Annotated in this window: 13 protein-coding genes; 7 read left to right on the plus strand and 6 right to left on the minus strand. The window is 74.8% G+C overall.

Features of this window, described 5'->3' with window-relative positions:
* Position 1: 1 nt before the first annotated feature.
* From AC27L3_RS12525 to AC27L3_RS12545, 5 genes are all read right to left on the minus strand, one after another.
* A complete protein-coding gene (locus AC27L3_RS12525) occupies positions 2–619 on the minus strand; it encodes a DUF5947 family protein (RefSeq protein WP_487234087.1) in 618 nt (205 codons plus the stop codon).
* Entirely contained in the window at positions 616–1,305 is a 690-nt protein-coding gene (locus AC27L3_RS12530; RefSeq protein WP_487234088.1) for a NifU family protein, read from the minus strand. Before AC27L3_RS12530 ends, AC27L3_RS12525 begins: the two co-directional genes overlap by 4 nt.
* A gap of 15 nt (positions 1,306–1,320) precedes the next feature.
* The gene (locus tag AC27L3_RS12535; RefSeq protein ID WP_487234089.1) at positions 1,321–3,108 is read right to left on the minus strand and encodes a nickel-dependent hydrogenase large subunit; all 1,788 of its coding nucleotides are present in this window, start codon (positions 3,106–3,108) and stop codon (positions 1,321–1,323) included.
* Between the two features lie 49 nt (positions 3,109–3,157).
* Entirely contained in the window at positions 3,158–4,207 is a 1,050-nt protein-coding gene (locus AC27L3_RS12540; RefSeq protein ID WP_487234090.1) for an NADH-quinone oxidoreductase subunit B family protein, read from the minus strand.
* A gap of 75 nt (positions 4,208–4,282) precedes the next feature.
* Positions 4,283–6,025, minus strand: coding sequence for a hydrogenase maturation protein (locus AC27L3_RS12545; RefSeq protein ID WP_487234091.1), 1,743 nt, complete (start codon positions 6,023–6,025; stop codon positions 4,283–4,285).
* Positions 6,026–6,277: 252 nt separating this feature from the next.
* Between AC27L3_RS12545 and hypA the strand changes: the two genes are divergently transcribed.
* The 6 genes from hypA (at position 6,278) to hypE (ending at position 12,507) form a co-directional block, all read left to right on the plus strand.
* Positions 6,278–6,634, plus strand: a complete 357-nt coding sequence (hypA, locus tag AC27L3_RS12550; RefSeq protein WP_487234092.1) for a hydrogenase maturation nickel metallochaperone HypA — start codon at positions 6,278–6,280, stop codon at positions 6,632–6,634.
* The gene (gene hypB, locus AC27L3_RS12555; protein ID WP_487234093.1) at positions 6,634–7,413 is read left to right on the plus strand and encodes a hydrogenase nickel incorporation protein HypB; all 780 of its coding nucleotides are present in this window, start codon (positions 6,634–6,636) and stop codon (positions 7,411–7,413) included. The genes hypA and hypB overlap by 1 nt, the downstream gene beginning before the upstream one ends.
* 257 nt (positions 7,414–7,670) lie before the next feature.
* Positions 7,671–10,025: a carbamoyltransferase HypF gene (gene hypF, locus AC27L3_RS12560; RefSeq protein ID WP_487234094.1), complete on the plus strand. Its 2,355-nt coding sequence runs from the start codon at positions 7,671–7,673 to the stop codon at positions 10,023–10,025.
* Positions 9,988–10,299 (plus strand): HypC/HybG/HupF family hydrogenase formation chaperone, encoded by a 312-nt coding sequence (locus tag AC27L3_RS12565; protein ID WP_487234095.1) that lies wholly within the window; start codon positions 9,988–9,990, stop codon positions 10,297–10,299. The genes hypF and AC27L3_RS12565 overlap by 38 nt, the downstream gene beginning before the upstream one ends.
* The gene (gene hypD / locus AC27L3_RS12570) at positions 10,296–11,429 is read left to right on the plus strand and encodes a hydrogenase formation protein HypD (RefSeq protein WP_487234096.1); all 1,134 of its coding nucleotides are present in this window, start codon (positions 10,296–10,298) and stop codon (positions 11,427–11,429) included. Before AC27L3_RS12565 ends, hypD begins: the two co-directional genes overlap by 4 nt.
* Positions 11,422–12,507: a hydrogenase expression/formation protein HypE gene (hypE, locus tag AC27L3_RS12575; RefSeq protein ID WP_487234097.1), complete on the plus strand. Its 1,086-nt coding sequence runs from the start codon at positions 11,422–11,424 to the stop codon at positions 12,505–12,507. The genes hypD and hypE overlap by 8 nt, the downstream gene beginning before the upstream one ends.
* Positions 12,508–12,517: 10 nt before the next feature.
* Here the strand turns inward: hypE and AC27L3_RS12580 are convergent, their stop codons facing one another.
* A complete protein-coding gene (locus tag AC27L3_RS12580) occupies positions 12,518–12,886 on the minus strand; it encodes a low affinity iron permease family protein (protein WP_487234098.1) in 369 nt (122 codons plus the stop codon).
* 153 nt (positions 12,887–13,039) lie between these two features.
* Between AC27L3_RS12580 and AC27L3_RS12585 the strand changes: the two genes are divergently transcribed.
* Positions 13,040–13,459: an SRPBCC family protein gene (locus AC27L3_RS12585; protein ID WP_487234099.1), complete on the plus strand. Its 420-nt coding sequence runs from the start codon at positions 13,040–13,042 to the stop codon at positions 13,457–13,459.
* Positions 13,460–13,461: the final 2 nt, after the last annotated feature.

The following is a 13,461-nucleotide window of genomic DNA, read 5'->3' on the forward strand; positions in this document are numbered from 1 at the left end:
CCTACAGCTCCCCGGGGACCGGCGCGTCCTCCGCCAGCCCCCGGAAGAAATCCGTGATCCGGGCCCGGGCCCCGGGACCTCCGGTCAGGCCCTTCCAGTGTGCGCGGAGCACGGCCACCAGGCGACGGCAGTCGTCCACCGGGACGATCCAGTGCTCGCCCGCCTGCCGGTCCACCAGCAGCGCCTCCACCCCGGCGGCCGGGCGTGCCTGCTCGGGCAGGCCGGCGGCGAGCTCCTGCCACAGCTCGGCGTCCACGGCGGCGCACGGCGCCCCGAGCGGGCCGGGATAGCCGGCCGTCGCCGCCGCGTCCCCCTCGCCGGGGACGAAGAACGCCAGGTGCACCGGCACGCCGAGCGCCGCCCACAGCAGGTCGTCGATCCGGTGGCCGGCCAGGCGGATCCGGCGCCGGGGCACCAGCCGGTAGCGCCCGGCCGCCTGGTGGCCGAAGAGCAGCGCGCACGCGCCGCAGGCGCACGCCAGCGCCGTGCCGTCGGCGGCATCGAGCAGGTGCCGGTGGCCTGCGGGCAGGGGACCGGCGCACAGGTCGCAGCGCTGCGGCGGCGCCGCGGGCGGCGGCCGCCGGGCCAGGGCGCGCAGGCGCACGGCCGTACCGCTCACGACACCCTCTCCCCACCGGCACCGGCACCGGCACCGGCACCGGCACCGGCACCGGCACCCGCAATGGCCCCGGCCCCGGCGCCTGCAGCGGCCCCGGCATCGGCACCAGCGCTCGCAACGGTCCCGGCCCCGGCGCCCGCAACGGCACCGGCATCGGCACCCGCAGCGGCACCGGCATCGGCACCGGAGCGGAAGAGCGCCTCCACCGGGATCAGCGCCTGCGCGGCCGCCGGGGCGCTCTCCTGCAGCTCCACGTGCTCGATCTCGGGCGCCGCCCACGTCACCGCGTCGCGGACCTGCCGGCGTGCCTGGTCCGCCGAGCAGCCGCAGCCGGCCGTGTCGAGCCGGACGCGGGCCACCGTGCCCTCCAGGGAGGTCAGCTCGGCGGCCCGGGCCGGGCGCAGGGTGGCCAGGGCGCGCCGCACCCGGTCGGCGGCCGGCTGCGGGTGCAGGTCGTGCACCAGCAGCAGGTGGCCGACCAGCTCGTCGGCGGCCAGCTCGGCCGCGGTCGCCTCGTCCACCTGGGCGAGGATGCGGGCCAGGCACTCGCCGTACAGGGCGACGACGGCGTGCAGCGCGTCGGCGGCCACCTCGCGCACGGCCGGGCCGGGCAGTTCCTCCAGCCCGGCCAGCAGCGCCTCGGTACGGGCGACGCGGGCGCGGGCCTCGTCACGGTTCCAGGGCATGGGTGCGCCTCCCGCCTACGCCAGGGCGCCGAAGGTCGGTGAGTGGCTCTGCCGCACCGTGCGCCCGCCGCCGAGGTACATGTGCACGCCGCACGGCAGGCACGGGTCGAAGCTGCGGACGGTGCGCATGATGTCGATGCCCTTGAAGTTCTCGGGCCCGTTCTCCTCGAACAGCTGCAGGCCCTGCACGGCGTCCTCGTACGGGCCGGGCGTGCCGTAGGGGTCGCGGGGGCTGGCGTTCCACGGGGTGGGCGGGTACGGGTGATAGTTGGCGATCTTGTGGTCGCGGATGACGAGGTGGTGGGAGAGCACGCCGCGCACGGCCTCGTGGAAGCCGACCCCGATGGCCTCCTTGGGCACGCCGAAGTCCTCGAAGACCTTGGTGCGCCCGGCCCGCACCTCCTCCAGGGCGCGTTCGACGAAGTACAGGGCCATGCCGGCGGCGTAGGCGACGAAGTACATGCGCGCCCGGTCGCGCTCGATGGTGTTGGGGAAGGGCGGCGGCTTCCACTGAAGGCGCATCTCCGGGGTCGAGGGCGTCTTCGGCAGGTCGATCTCCACGCCCTGCCCGGTGGAGCGCACGTACGGCGTGCGGACCTTGCCGGCGAGTGAGGTGACCCACAGCCGGGCCAGCGGGCCGCCGCCGGTGTCGAGCGCGAGGTGGTCGCCGGTGCGGGCGTCGTACCAGCGCGGGCTCATCACCCAGCTGTAGTTGCCGCCGTCGAGGTCGCGCTTCTGGGGCCGGGGCAGGGTGGTCTGGTTCCAGGGGTGGCGCTGGTCGACGGGGTTGCCCAGGGGGTCCTTCTCGACGTAGGTCTCCTCGCCCGCCCAGTCCTCGTAGTAGGAGCTGCCCAGCAGCACGCGCAGGCCGAGGTTGATGTCGACGAGGTCGGTGGTCACCAGTTCGTTGTCGACGACGATGCCGGGGGTGACGAACATGGCGTTGCCCCAGGTGTTCATGTGCCGGTAGTCGTAGTCGACGACCTCCGGGTCCTGGAAGCAGCCCCAGCAGCCCAGCAGCGTGCGCCGCCGGCCCACCTCCTCGTAGCCGGGCAGGGCCTCGTAGAAGAAGTCGAAGACGTCGTCGTTGAGGGCCACGCCGCGCTTGACGAAGTCCAGGCAGCGCATCAGGCGCACCAGGTAGTCGGTGAAGACCTGGGGGGTGGCCACCGTGCCGACGCCGCCGGGGTAGAGGGTGGAGGGGTGCACGTGGCGCCCCTCCATCAGGCAGCACATCTCGCGCGTGATCCGGCTCATGCGCAGCGCTTCCTTGTAGACCTCGCCCTCGAAGGGGTTGAAGGCGCGCATGATGTCGGCGATCGTGCGGAAGCCGTGGACGTCGCCGCGCGGGGCGGGGGTGCGCTCGGCGCGTTCGAGGACCGAGGGGTTGGTCTCCTTGACCATGCGCTCGCAGAAGTCGACGAAGACCAGGTTGTCCTGGAAGATCGTGTGGTCGAACATGAACTCGGCGGCCTCGCCGAGGTTGATGATCCACTCGGCGAGCGGCGGCGGCTTGACGCCGTAGGCCATGTTCTGGGCGTACACCGAGCAGGTGGCGTGGTTGTCGCCGCAGATCCCGCAGATGCGGCTGGTGATGAAGTGCGCGTCGCGGGGGTCCTTGCCCTTCATGAAGACGCTGTAGCCGCGGAAGATGGACGAGGTGCTGCGGCACTCGACGACCTGCCGCGCCGGAAAGTCGATCTTCGTGTAGATGCCCAGATTGCCCACGATCCGGGTGATGGGGTCGAAGGCGACCTCGGTGAGGTCGCGCTGTGCCGCGTCGATGTCCTGGGCGCTCGCCACTGGCGGGTTCCTCTCCTGGTGCCTGAGGTGCGTCGGGCCGTGTCGCCGACTAGTGGCCGCCCGACCAGCGCGGCTCGTAGCCGCTGGTCAGGGCCGGTTCGTTGTGGCGCCACTTCGGCTCGCGGTTGGCGCTGACGTTCGTCATCGAGCGCAGGGTGCGGATGACCGGGCCGTAGACGGCCATCGCGGCGGTGGACAGGGTGCCGCCGGGCGGCTCGTCCATGAACGGCATGAACTTGTCGGGGAAGCCCGGCATGGTGCAGCCGATGCAGATCCCGCCGACGTTCGGGCAGCCGCCGACGCCGTCCATCCAGCCGCGCTTGGTGACGTTGCAGTTGACCACCGGCCCCCAGCAGCCCACCTTCACCTGGCACTTGGGGGAGTTGTAGTCCTTGGCGAAGTCGCCCTGCTCGTAGTACGCGGCCCGGTCGCAGCCCTCGTGCACCGTCTTGCCGAACAGCCAGGTCGGCCGCAGCTGTTCGTCCAGCGGGATCACCGGCGCCAGCCCCGCCGCCTGGTGCAGCACCCACAGCAGGGTCTCCATGAAGTTGTCCGGCTGCACGGGGCAGCCGGGCACATTGACCACCGGCAGCCCGCCGGCCGAGCGGAAGTCCTCGCCCAGGTAGTCCACCAGGCCCATGGAGCCGGTGGGGTTGCCGGCCATGGCGTGGATGCCGCCGTACGCCGCGCAGGTGCCGACGGCCACCACCGCCCAGGCCCGGGGGGCCAGCCGGTCGAGCCAGGTGTTGAGGGTGATGGGCTCGCCGGTGTCCGGGTCGTTGCCCATCGAGGTCCAGTAGCCCTCGCCGTTGATCTTCTCGTTGGGGATCGACCCCTCGACCACGAGGATGAACGGCTCCAGCTCGCCGCGCGCCGCCCGGTGGAAGGCGGCCGTGAAGTCGTCCCCGGTCTCGTAGGCGAGCACCTTGTTGTGCAGGTGGACCTTCGGCAGGCCGGGGATCGCCCCGAGGAGCACGTCCTCCAGGCTCGGCAGCGAGGCGGCGGTCACCGAGACGGTGTCGCCGTCGCAGCTCATGCCCTCCGAGGTCCACAGGACGTGCACCTCGTCGAAGCCGGGTGTCATGGGCTCGAAACCCATTCGCTTCGCTTCCCTTCGGCGTCCGGCGGCGCGGCACCGGGGATGCGGTCCGCGGCACCGGGATACGGCCCCGGGCTAAAACTGACATACCTCATCTTTCCCGGCAATACGCCTGCTCGGGGCGTGCAGGCGCGACAACGCCTCCATCCGCTCCTGCGCCCCCGGCACCGGCCCGCCTCGCACGAACGCCGAGCGCAACGCGTGGTACGGCGCGTCCGGCGTGAAGAACGCCTCCCGCATGCGCTCCAGCTCCTGCGCCCGGTACGCCGCAAGCGGCCGCAGCCCCTCGTCCCGCTCCCGCGCCGCCTTCTTCACCGCGATCCGCACCGGCACATCCGATTCACCGATCAGGTCCGCGGCCATCCGGGTGACCGCACCGGCGAACTCCTGCGCCGGCCCCGGCACGATCCGGTCCACCAGCCCCAGCGACCGCGCCCGGCCCGCGCTCACCGGCGCCGCCTGCTCCATCAGCGCCTGCGCCTGCCGCGCCCCCACCCGCCGCGGCAGGGTGTACGTCCAGTACTCCGAGCCGTACAGCCCCATCAGCCGGTAGTGCGGGTTGAACACCGAGCCCGCCCTGCACCACACCTCGTCCGCCGCCAGCGCCAGCATCGCCCCGCCCGCCGCCGCGTTCCCCGCCACGGCCGCCACCACCAGCCGGTCGGTGGTCGTCAGCACCGCCTCCACCAGGTCGTCCATCGCGTTGATGTTCGCCCACGACTCCGCCGCCGGGTCCGCATCCGCCTCGATGACGTTCAGATGGATGCCGTTGGAGAAGAAGTCCCGCTCCCCGCCCAGCACGACCACCGACGTCGGCCGCCGGCAGGCGAACCGGTAGGCGTTGAGCAGCCGCCGGCACTGCACCGTGCTCATCGCCCCGCCCGGGAAACGGAACCGGACGAAACCCACCTCGCCCTGCTCCGTGTAGCGGATGTCGCTCCACGTGCACCGGTGCGCCGGCAGCTCCAGCGGCGCCGGCACCTCCGGCACGTCCGGCAGCGCGTCACCCAGCGCCAGGGCGGCCGGCAGCTTCACCCCCGCCGGCGCGTCCGGCGTCCGGGCGCGCCGCAGCTGCCCGATCCACACCGCACCGTCCACCGTCGCCCGGCAGATCGCGCCCGCGCGCGTCGCCAGCACCTCACCGGGCCGGCCCCGCAACCGGTCCTCCGGATGCCCGCCGTACAGCAACCACTCGGCGCCCAGGAACGTATCGCGCACCCCCGGCCGCGAATCGGCCGCCCGCAGCGTCCGCAGCACCGACTCCGTCGGCTGCGCCTGCCAGTCGATCCGCCGCTGCTCCTGCCGCAGCGCCGGCCGGGTGCGCACCCGCAGCCCCTCCTGCGTCCGCGGACGCCAGGAGCCCGACGCGAACCGCTGCACCGCCAGCAGCACCGCCTCCACCGCCGCATCCGCCACCTCCCCCCGGTACAACTCGCTCTTGGTCACCCCCGGCGGCACCGCGAACTGCGCACTCGCCCACACCGGGCCCGCATCCATCTCCTCCTGCGCCTGCAGCACCGTCACCCCCCAGCGCCGCTCGCCCTCGTGCAGCGCCCAGTCCAGCGCCGTGGGCCCCCGGTCGCCCGGCGGCCCCGGATGCACCACCAGGCACGGCCGGCGCGACCACACGTCACGCGGGATCGCCGACGTCAGCATCGGCGCGAGGACCAGCTCCGGGCAGTGCCGGCGCACCGCGGCCCGCAGCGACTCGGCCCCGTCCACGACGGCCACGGCCACCGCGTGGCCCCGGTCGCCGAGCTCGGCGAACACCCGCTGGGTCAGGCTGTTGAACGCGCTGGCGATGAGCAGGATCTGCACGGGGTCGACCTCCTGGCGCGGCTTTCGGGCCCCGGCCCGGGCGCGGGCCGCCGGCACCACCGATCGTCACCATGGGCGGCCTCCGCCCCGCGCAGCGCCGCGCGGACGGCACCGCGATTGCGCTACGCGGGCGAATACCCCGCCCCCGTCACACCGGTGCCGCCGTGGCGCTGCGCCGTCCACGGCGGCACCGGGCGCACTGTGGTCGCACAAGCACCTTTTCCGATGGCGATGACTTCAGCAGGAGGGCGCGTGCACGAGCTGTCCATCGCCACCGCGATCGTCGAACGCGCGGCCGCCCTGGCCCGGTCGCACGGCACCCCCGCCGTGGCCGCGGTGCGCGTACGCATCGGCGAACTCGCCGGCGTCGTCCCCGACGCCCTGCGCTTCTCCTTCGCCGTCGCCCGCCAGGACACCGAGCTCGCCGCCGCCCGGCTCGACGTCGAGGAGATCCCCGCACGCGCCCACTGCGCCGCGTGCGCCCACGACTTCGCCGTCGGCACCCCGCCCTTCCTGTGGTGCCCGCGCTGCGAGGGTTCCCGGACGCACCTGCTGAGCGGCCGGGAGCTGGAGATCACCGGAATCGACCTTCAGGAGGCGAGCGCGTGATGTGCCGCGCCATCGACGTGCGCCAGGCGGTCCTGGCCGAGAACGACATGCTGGCCGGCGCCCTGCGCGAGGAACTCGCCGCGCACGGCACCACGGCGGTCAACCTGCTCTCCAGCCCCGGCAGCGGCAAGACCGCCCTGCTGGAACCCGTCCTGACCGCGACCGCCGCCCGCGGCGTGCCGGCCGCCGCCCTGACCGCCGACCTCGCCACCGACAACGACGCCGTACGCCTGGCCCGCTCCGGCGCCCCCGTCAAACAGGTCCTCACCGGCGGCCTGTGCCACCTGGAAGCCTCCCACCTGCGCTCCCACCTCGACGGCTGGCCCCCGCCCGGCACCCGCGTGCTGTACGTCGAGAATGTCGGCAACCTCGTCTGCCCGGCCGCCTTCGACCTGGGCGAGACCCTGCGCGTGACGCTGATGTCGGTGACGGAGGGCGAGGACAAACCCCTGAAGTACCCCCTGGCCTTCGGCCTCGCCCACCTCGTCGTCCTGACCAAGACCGACCTGGAGGAGGCGGCCGCCTTCGACCGCGCCGCCTTCACGGTCCACGTCCACCGCGTCAACCCCGGCGTGCCGATCCTGACCACCTCCGCCCGCACCGGCGAGGGCGTGGGCACCCTCGTCGACCACGTCCTGGCCGCATGCGACGGCGCCCCGCTGCACCGGCCGGCGCTGCAGACCACCGCTGCCCCGGCCGACCCCCCGCCCGCGCGCACCCCGGGCCCCGGCCGCCACCGCCGCCCGGACACCGACGACGCGACCGCACCCCGGCCGTGACGCCACCTCACGCCGCGGGCCGGCCTGCGCGCAACGGCACGGCTGCCGCCTCCGCGACGGCGGACGAGGCCCCGCCCCCGCCGGGGGCCGCGCGGGCGGCCGCCGCGGCCGGGAGCCCGGGCCCCGTCGTGGCCGCCACCGCAGAGCCGCTGCCCCCGCATGGGCCGGCGCCCGCTCCACCGGCCGGTCGCCAGGAGCAGCCCCCCGAAAGAGCTGCCACCCGGCAGGATCGGGCCGGCGCCGCCTCCGGCGGCTGCGTGCGGGAGCGGATCGTCGTCCGGGGGGCCGTGCAGGGGGTCGGCTTCCGGCCGTTCGTGCACGGGCTCGCGCGGGAGCTCGGACTGTCCGGATTCGTCCGCAACGACGCTGGCGGGCTCGTCGCCGAGATCGAGGGCGACCCCGACCGCCTGCGCGCCTTCCACGAGCGCCTGACCGGCCAGGCCCCGCCGCTGGCCGTCATCTCCTCCGTCGACCGGCACCGCCTGCCCGCCCTCGGCGGGAGCGGTTTCGTCATCCGGCCCTCCGTGCACGGCCCCGGCCACACCCGCGTACCCCCCGACGCCGCCCTGTGCCCGCAGTGCCACGCCGAACTCGCCGACCCCGCCGACCGGCGCCACCGGCACCCCTTCATCACCTGCACCCACTGCGGCCCGCGCTTCACCATCGTCACCGGCCTGCCCTACGACCGCGCCACCACCACCATGGCGCCGTTCGCGCTGTGCGAGCGCTGCGCCGCCGAGTACGCCGACCCCGGCGACCGCCGCTTCCACACCCAGCCCGTTGCCTGCCCCCACTGCGGCCCCCGCCTCCACCTGGACGACGGCGGGATGCGGCTCACCGGCGAGGCGGCGCTCGCCCGGGCCCGCGACCTGCTCGCCGGCGGCCGCATCGTCGCCGTCAAGGGCATCGGCGGCCACCACCTGGCCTGCGACGCCACCGACCCCGCCGCCGTCGGCCGGCTGCGCGCCCTGAAGGAACGCGACGACAAACCCTTCGCCGTCATGGCCGCCGACCTCGCCGCCGTACGTGCCCTCGCCGCCGTCACCGACGCCGAACGCGACCTGCTGTGCGGCCCGCGCGCCCCCGTCGTCCTGCTGCGCCGCCGCACGGCCGGCACCCTGGCCGACGCCGTGTGCCCCGGCACCCCCGACATCGGCGTCATGCTGCCCTACAGCCCCCTGCACCGGCTGCTGTTCGGGCTGCCGGGTGATGCGCCCGGACCCCGGGTGCTCGTGATGACCAGCGCCAACCGCTCGGGCGAGCCGCTGGTCACCGACGACGCCGACGCCCGGCTGCCCGCCCTGTGCGACGCCCGCCTGGGGCACGACCGCGCCATCCGTACCCCCTGCGACGACTCCGTGGTGCGCGTACGCCCCGACGGCAGCCACCTGCCGCTGCGCCGCTCCCGCGGCTACGTGCCCGAACCCCTCGACCTGCCCTTCGACGTCGCCCCCGCCCTCGCCGCCGGCGGCGACGTGAAGAACGCCTTCTGCCTCGCCCGCGGCCGCACCGCCTGGCTCTCGCAGCACATCGGCGACCTGGACCGCGTGGAGAACGTCGCCGTCCTCGACGCGGCCGTACGCCACCTGGCCGCACTCACCGGCGTACGCCCCCGCCTGCTGGCCGCCGACCGGCACCCCCGCTACCGCTCCACCGCCTGGGCCCGCGACCGTGCCGCCGGCCGCCCCCTGCACCTGGTGCAGCACCACCACGCCCACGTCGCCTCCGCCATGGCCGACGCCGGACTCGACGGCAGCGCACCGGTCATCGGCGTCGCCTTCGACGGCACCGGCTACGGCGACGACGGCGCCGTGTGGGGCGGCGAGGTGCTGCTCGCCGACTACGACGGCTACCGGCGCCTGGCCCACCTCGCCTACGTGCCGCTGCCCGGCGGCGACGCCGCCGTGCGCAACCCCTGCCGCATGGCGCTCGCCCACCTGCACGCCGCGGGGGAGCCCTGGCACCCGGACCTGCCCTGCGTACGCGCCTGCGACGAGCGCGAACGCGCCCTGCTCGCCCGCCAGATGGACCGCGGCGTGGCGTGCGTGCCCACCTCCAGCATGGGCCGGCTCTTCGACGCCCTGGCCTCCCTCGCCGGCATCCGCCACCGCAGCGGCCACGAGGCGCAGGCCGCCGTCGAACTGGAGGCCCACGCCGCGCCCGCCATGGACCACTGCGGCACCCCCTACGCCTTCGCGCTGCACGGCGAGGCCGGGCGGCCGCAGCTCCTCGACCCGGCCCCGGTGCTGCGCGCCGCGGCCGCCGACGTACGGGCGCGCACACCCCCCGACATCGTCGCCGCCCGCTTCCACCACGCCGTCGCCGCGGCCGTCACGGCCGCCTGCGAGGCGGCCCGGCAGCGCACCGGGACCACCACCGTCGCCCTGACCGGCGGCGTCTTCGCCAACGCCGTGCTCGACGAGACGTGCACGGCGGCCCTGACCGCACGGCACTTCACCGTGCTGCGGCACCGCGCCGTGCCCTGCGGCGACGGCGGACTGGCCCTCGGCCAGCTGCTGGTGGCCGCCCGCGCCCACCGCCCCGCAATGAACCGGCCCCCGGAAGGAGGAACCCATGTGCCTGGCCGTGCCCGGCAAGGTCGTCCGCATTGAGGAACGCGACGGAACCCGCATGGCACAGGTCGACTTCGGCGGCGCGGTCAAGGACGTCTGCCTGGCCTACCTGCCCGACATCGAGGTCGGCGACTACGCCATCGTGCACGTCGGCTTCGCCCTGCAGCGCCTGGACGAGCAGGCCGCCCTGGCGACGCTCGACCTCTTCCGGCGCATCGGCGCCCTGGAGGAGGAGTTCGGCGACGCCTGGGGCCGCGCCGCGGCCGAGGCGGGCGCCCCCGCCCCCGAGAACCCCGGGAAGGACGCGCGGTGAAGTACCTCGAAGAGTTCCAGGACCCCGGCCTCGCCCGGCGGCTGCTGGAGGACGTCCACGCCACCGTCACCCGCCCCTGGGCGCTGATGGAGGTCTGCGGCGGCCAGACGCACTCCATCATCCGGCACGGCATCGACCAGCTGCTCCCGGACGCCGTCGAGCTCATCCACGGCCCCGGCTGCCCGGTGTGCGTCACCCCGCTGGAGACCATCGACAAGGCGCTGGCCATCGCCGCCCTGCCGGACGTCGTCTTCTGCTCCTTCGGCGACATGCTGCGCGTCCCGGGCACCGGCCGCGACCTGTTCCGCGTCAAGAGCGACGGCGGCGACGTACGGGTGGTCTACTCACCGCTGGACGCGCTCGACATCGCCCGCCGCACCCCGGACAAGCAGGTCGTCTTCTTCGGCATCGGCTTCGAGACCACCGCCCCCGCCAACGCCATGACGGTGCACCAGGCCCGCCGGCTGGGCGTGCGCAACTTCAGCATGCTCGTCTCGCACGTGCGCGTGCCGCCCGCCATCGAGGCGATCATGAGCTCCCCGCACTGCCGCGTCCAGGCGTTCCTGGCCGCCGGGCACGTGTGCAGCGTGATGGGCACCGCCGAGTACCCCGCCCTCGCCGAGCGGTTCGGCGTGCCCGTCGTCGTCACCGGCTTCGAGCCCCTCGACATCCTCGAAGGCGTCCGCCGCGCCGTCCACCAGCTCGAACGCGGCGAGCACCGGGTGGAGAACGCCTACCCCCGGGCCGTGCCGGACCGCGGCAACCCCGCCGCGCTCGCGATGCTCGCCGACGTCTTCGAGGTCACCGACCGCCCCTGGCGCGGCATCGGCACCATCCCCGGCAGCGGCTGGCGACTGGCCCCCGCCTGGCGGGAGTACGACGCCGAGCACCGCTTCGGCGTCACGGGCCCCGGCACCCGCGAACCGGCGGCCTGCCGCAGCGGCGAGGTGCTCCAGGGCCACATCAAGCCGCACGAGTGCGCCGCCTTCGCCACCACCTGCACCCCGCGCACCCCCCTCGGCGCCACCATGGTCTCCACCGAGGGGGCCTGCGCCGCGTACTACCTCTACCGCCGCCTGGGCACCGGCCCGGCGGCCGCGACCGGCAAGGAGGCCACCCCCGTTGGCTGACGCCACCACCACCCGAGAGACCGCCCCGCTGCCCGACCCGAGCGCCTGGTCCTGCCCGGCACCCCTGCGCGACGCGCCCGTCGTCGTCCTCGGCCACGGCGGGGGAGGGGCCCTGTCGGCCGAGCTGATCACCGGCCTGTTCACGCCCGCCTACGGCAACGACGTCCTCGACGCCCTCGGCGACTGCGCCCAGCTGCGCCTGGGCGGCACCCGCCTGGCCTTCTCCACCGACTCCTACGTGGTGCGGCCGCTGTTCTTCCCCGGCGGCTGCATCGGCGACCTCGCCGTCAACGGCACCGTCAACGACCTGGCGATGAGCGGCGCCCGACCCGCCCACCTGTCCTGCGCGTTCGTCCTGGAGGAGGGCACCGCCCTCGGCGTCGTCGAACGCGTCGCCCGCGCGATGGGTGCCGCGGCGCACACCGCCGGCGTCACCGTGGTGACGGGCGACACCAAGGTGGTCGACGCCGGCCACGGCGACGGCGTGTACGTGACGACCTCCGGCATCGGGGTGATCCCCGACGGCGTGGACATCCGCCCCCAGCGGGCCCGGCCCGGCGACGTCGTGCTCGTCAGCGGCCCGATCGGCCTGCACGGGGTGGCGGTGCTCAGCGTCCGCGAGGGCCTGGAGTTCGGCGTGGAGATCGCCAGCGACACCGCCCCGCTGGCCTCCCTCGTCGCCGCCATGCTCGCCGTCACCCCCGACCTGCACGCCCTGCGCGATCCCACCCGCGGCGGACTCGCCACGGCCCTGAACGAGATCGCCGCGGCATCGGGCACCGGCGTCGTGCTGAGCGAGGACGCCGTGCCGGTGCCCGAGGCCGTCGCCGGCGCCTGCGGCTTCCTCGGCCTGGACCCGCTCTACGTCGCCAACGAGGGCCGGCTGGTGGCCTTCGTCCCGCGGGAGCACGCCGACGCCGTCCTGGCCGCGATGCGCGCGCACCCGCAAGGGGCCGGTGCCGCCGTCGTCGGCGAGTGCGTCGCCGAGCACCCCGGCACGGTCGTCGCGCGCACCCGGTTCGGCGGTACGCGCGTGGTCGCCCTGCCCGACGGCGAGCAGCTGCCGCGCATCTGCTGACGGCCGCGCCCTACGTCTCCTCCTCCATGCGGATCGCGTCGCGCAGCGCGTCGAACGCCTCCTCGTCGCCTCCTTCGTGCTGCGCCAGCAGCGCCCGGGCGATCGCGTCCAGCTTGCGCTGGATGGCGTGTTCGGCGCGCTGCTCGGAGTTCTTCAGCAGGGCGAGCAGCAGCAGGGTGACGGCCGTCATCAGACCGGCCGCCAGCAGTTCCAGCTCGACGGACGGCTGCAGGACGTGCATCGCCGCGAAGTCGGCGACCAGCAGGAAGCAGATCACGAAGAAGGACCGCGAGCTGGTGAAGTGCGAGGCGTTCTCCGCCAGGCGTTCGAAGGCCCCGCGTCGCCCGCCGCCGCGGTGGGAAGGGTGCCGGACTCTCACCTGGCGGCGGTACCCCGCAGCCCGGCCCGCCAACGCGCCATGACGCCGAAAGGCGGAACGGCGCGGCGCGAACGGGTGGCTTCACCGCGCGGTCCGCCGCCGGGCGGGCAGGCGCCTTCAGGGGGACGGACCCGCACCGAGAATGGGTATGGCATGAGCGAATACGAGCGGTCCCGCACGATGCCCGCGCTGGCCGACCACGTCTTCCAGGAGGCCTCCGACGTGACCCGGCTCGGCAGCTGGCTCCCGGACGACCTGCACGTACGGCCCGAGGAGCTGCCGGCGGTCACCGTCCACGAGGACCGCACCGGCCAGGACGAGCCCGGGCTCTTCCGCGCCCAGGCCGAGCAGATGCGCGTGGAGTGGGGCACGCGCGAGGGCGGGAGCTACGCGGGCTGGCTGCAGGTGGCCGGCATCGGCGGCGGCGCCAGCGAGGTGACGGTCCACCTGTCGTTCTTCGACGAGCGGCACGACCCCGGAGCGGACGTCGTCACCACGGCGCTGGAGCGCAGCCTGGACCGCCTGGAGGAGCAGGTGCGGCTGCGGGCCGATGGCCCGGAGGGCCCCGGCTGACC

The sequence above is a fragment of the Streptomyces sp. PKA51 genome, from assembly GCF_057552455.1.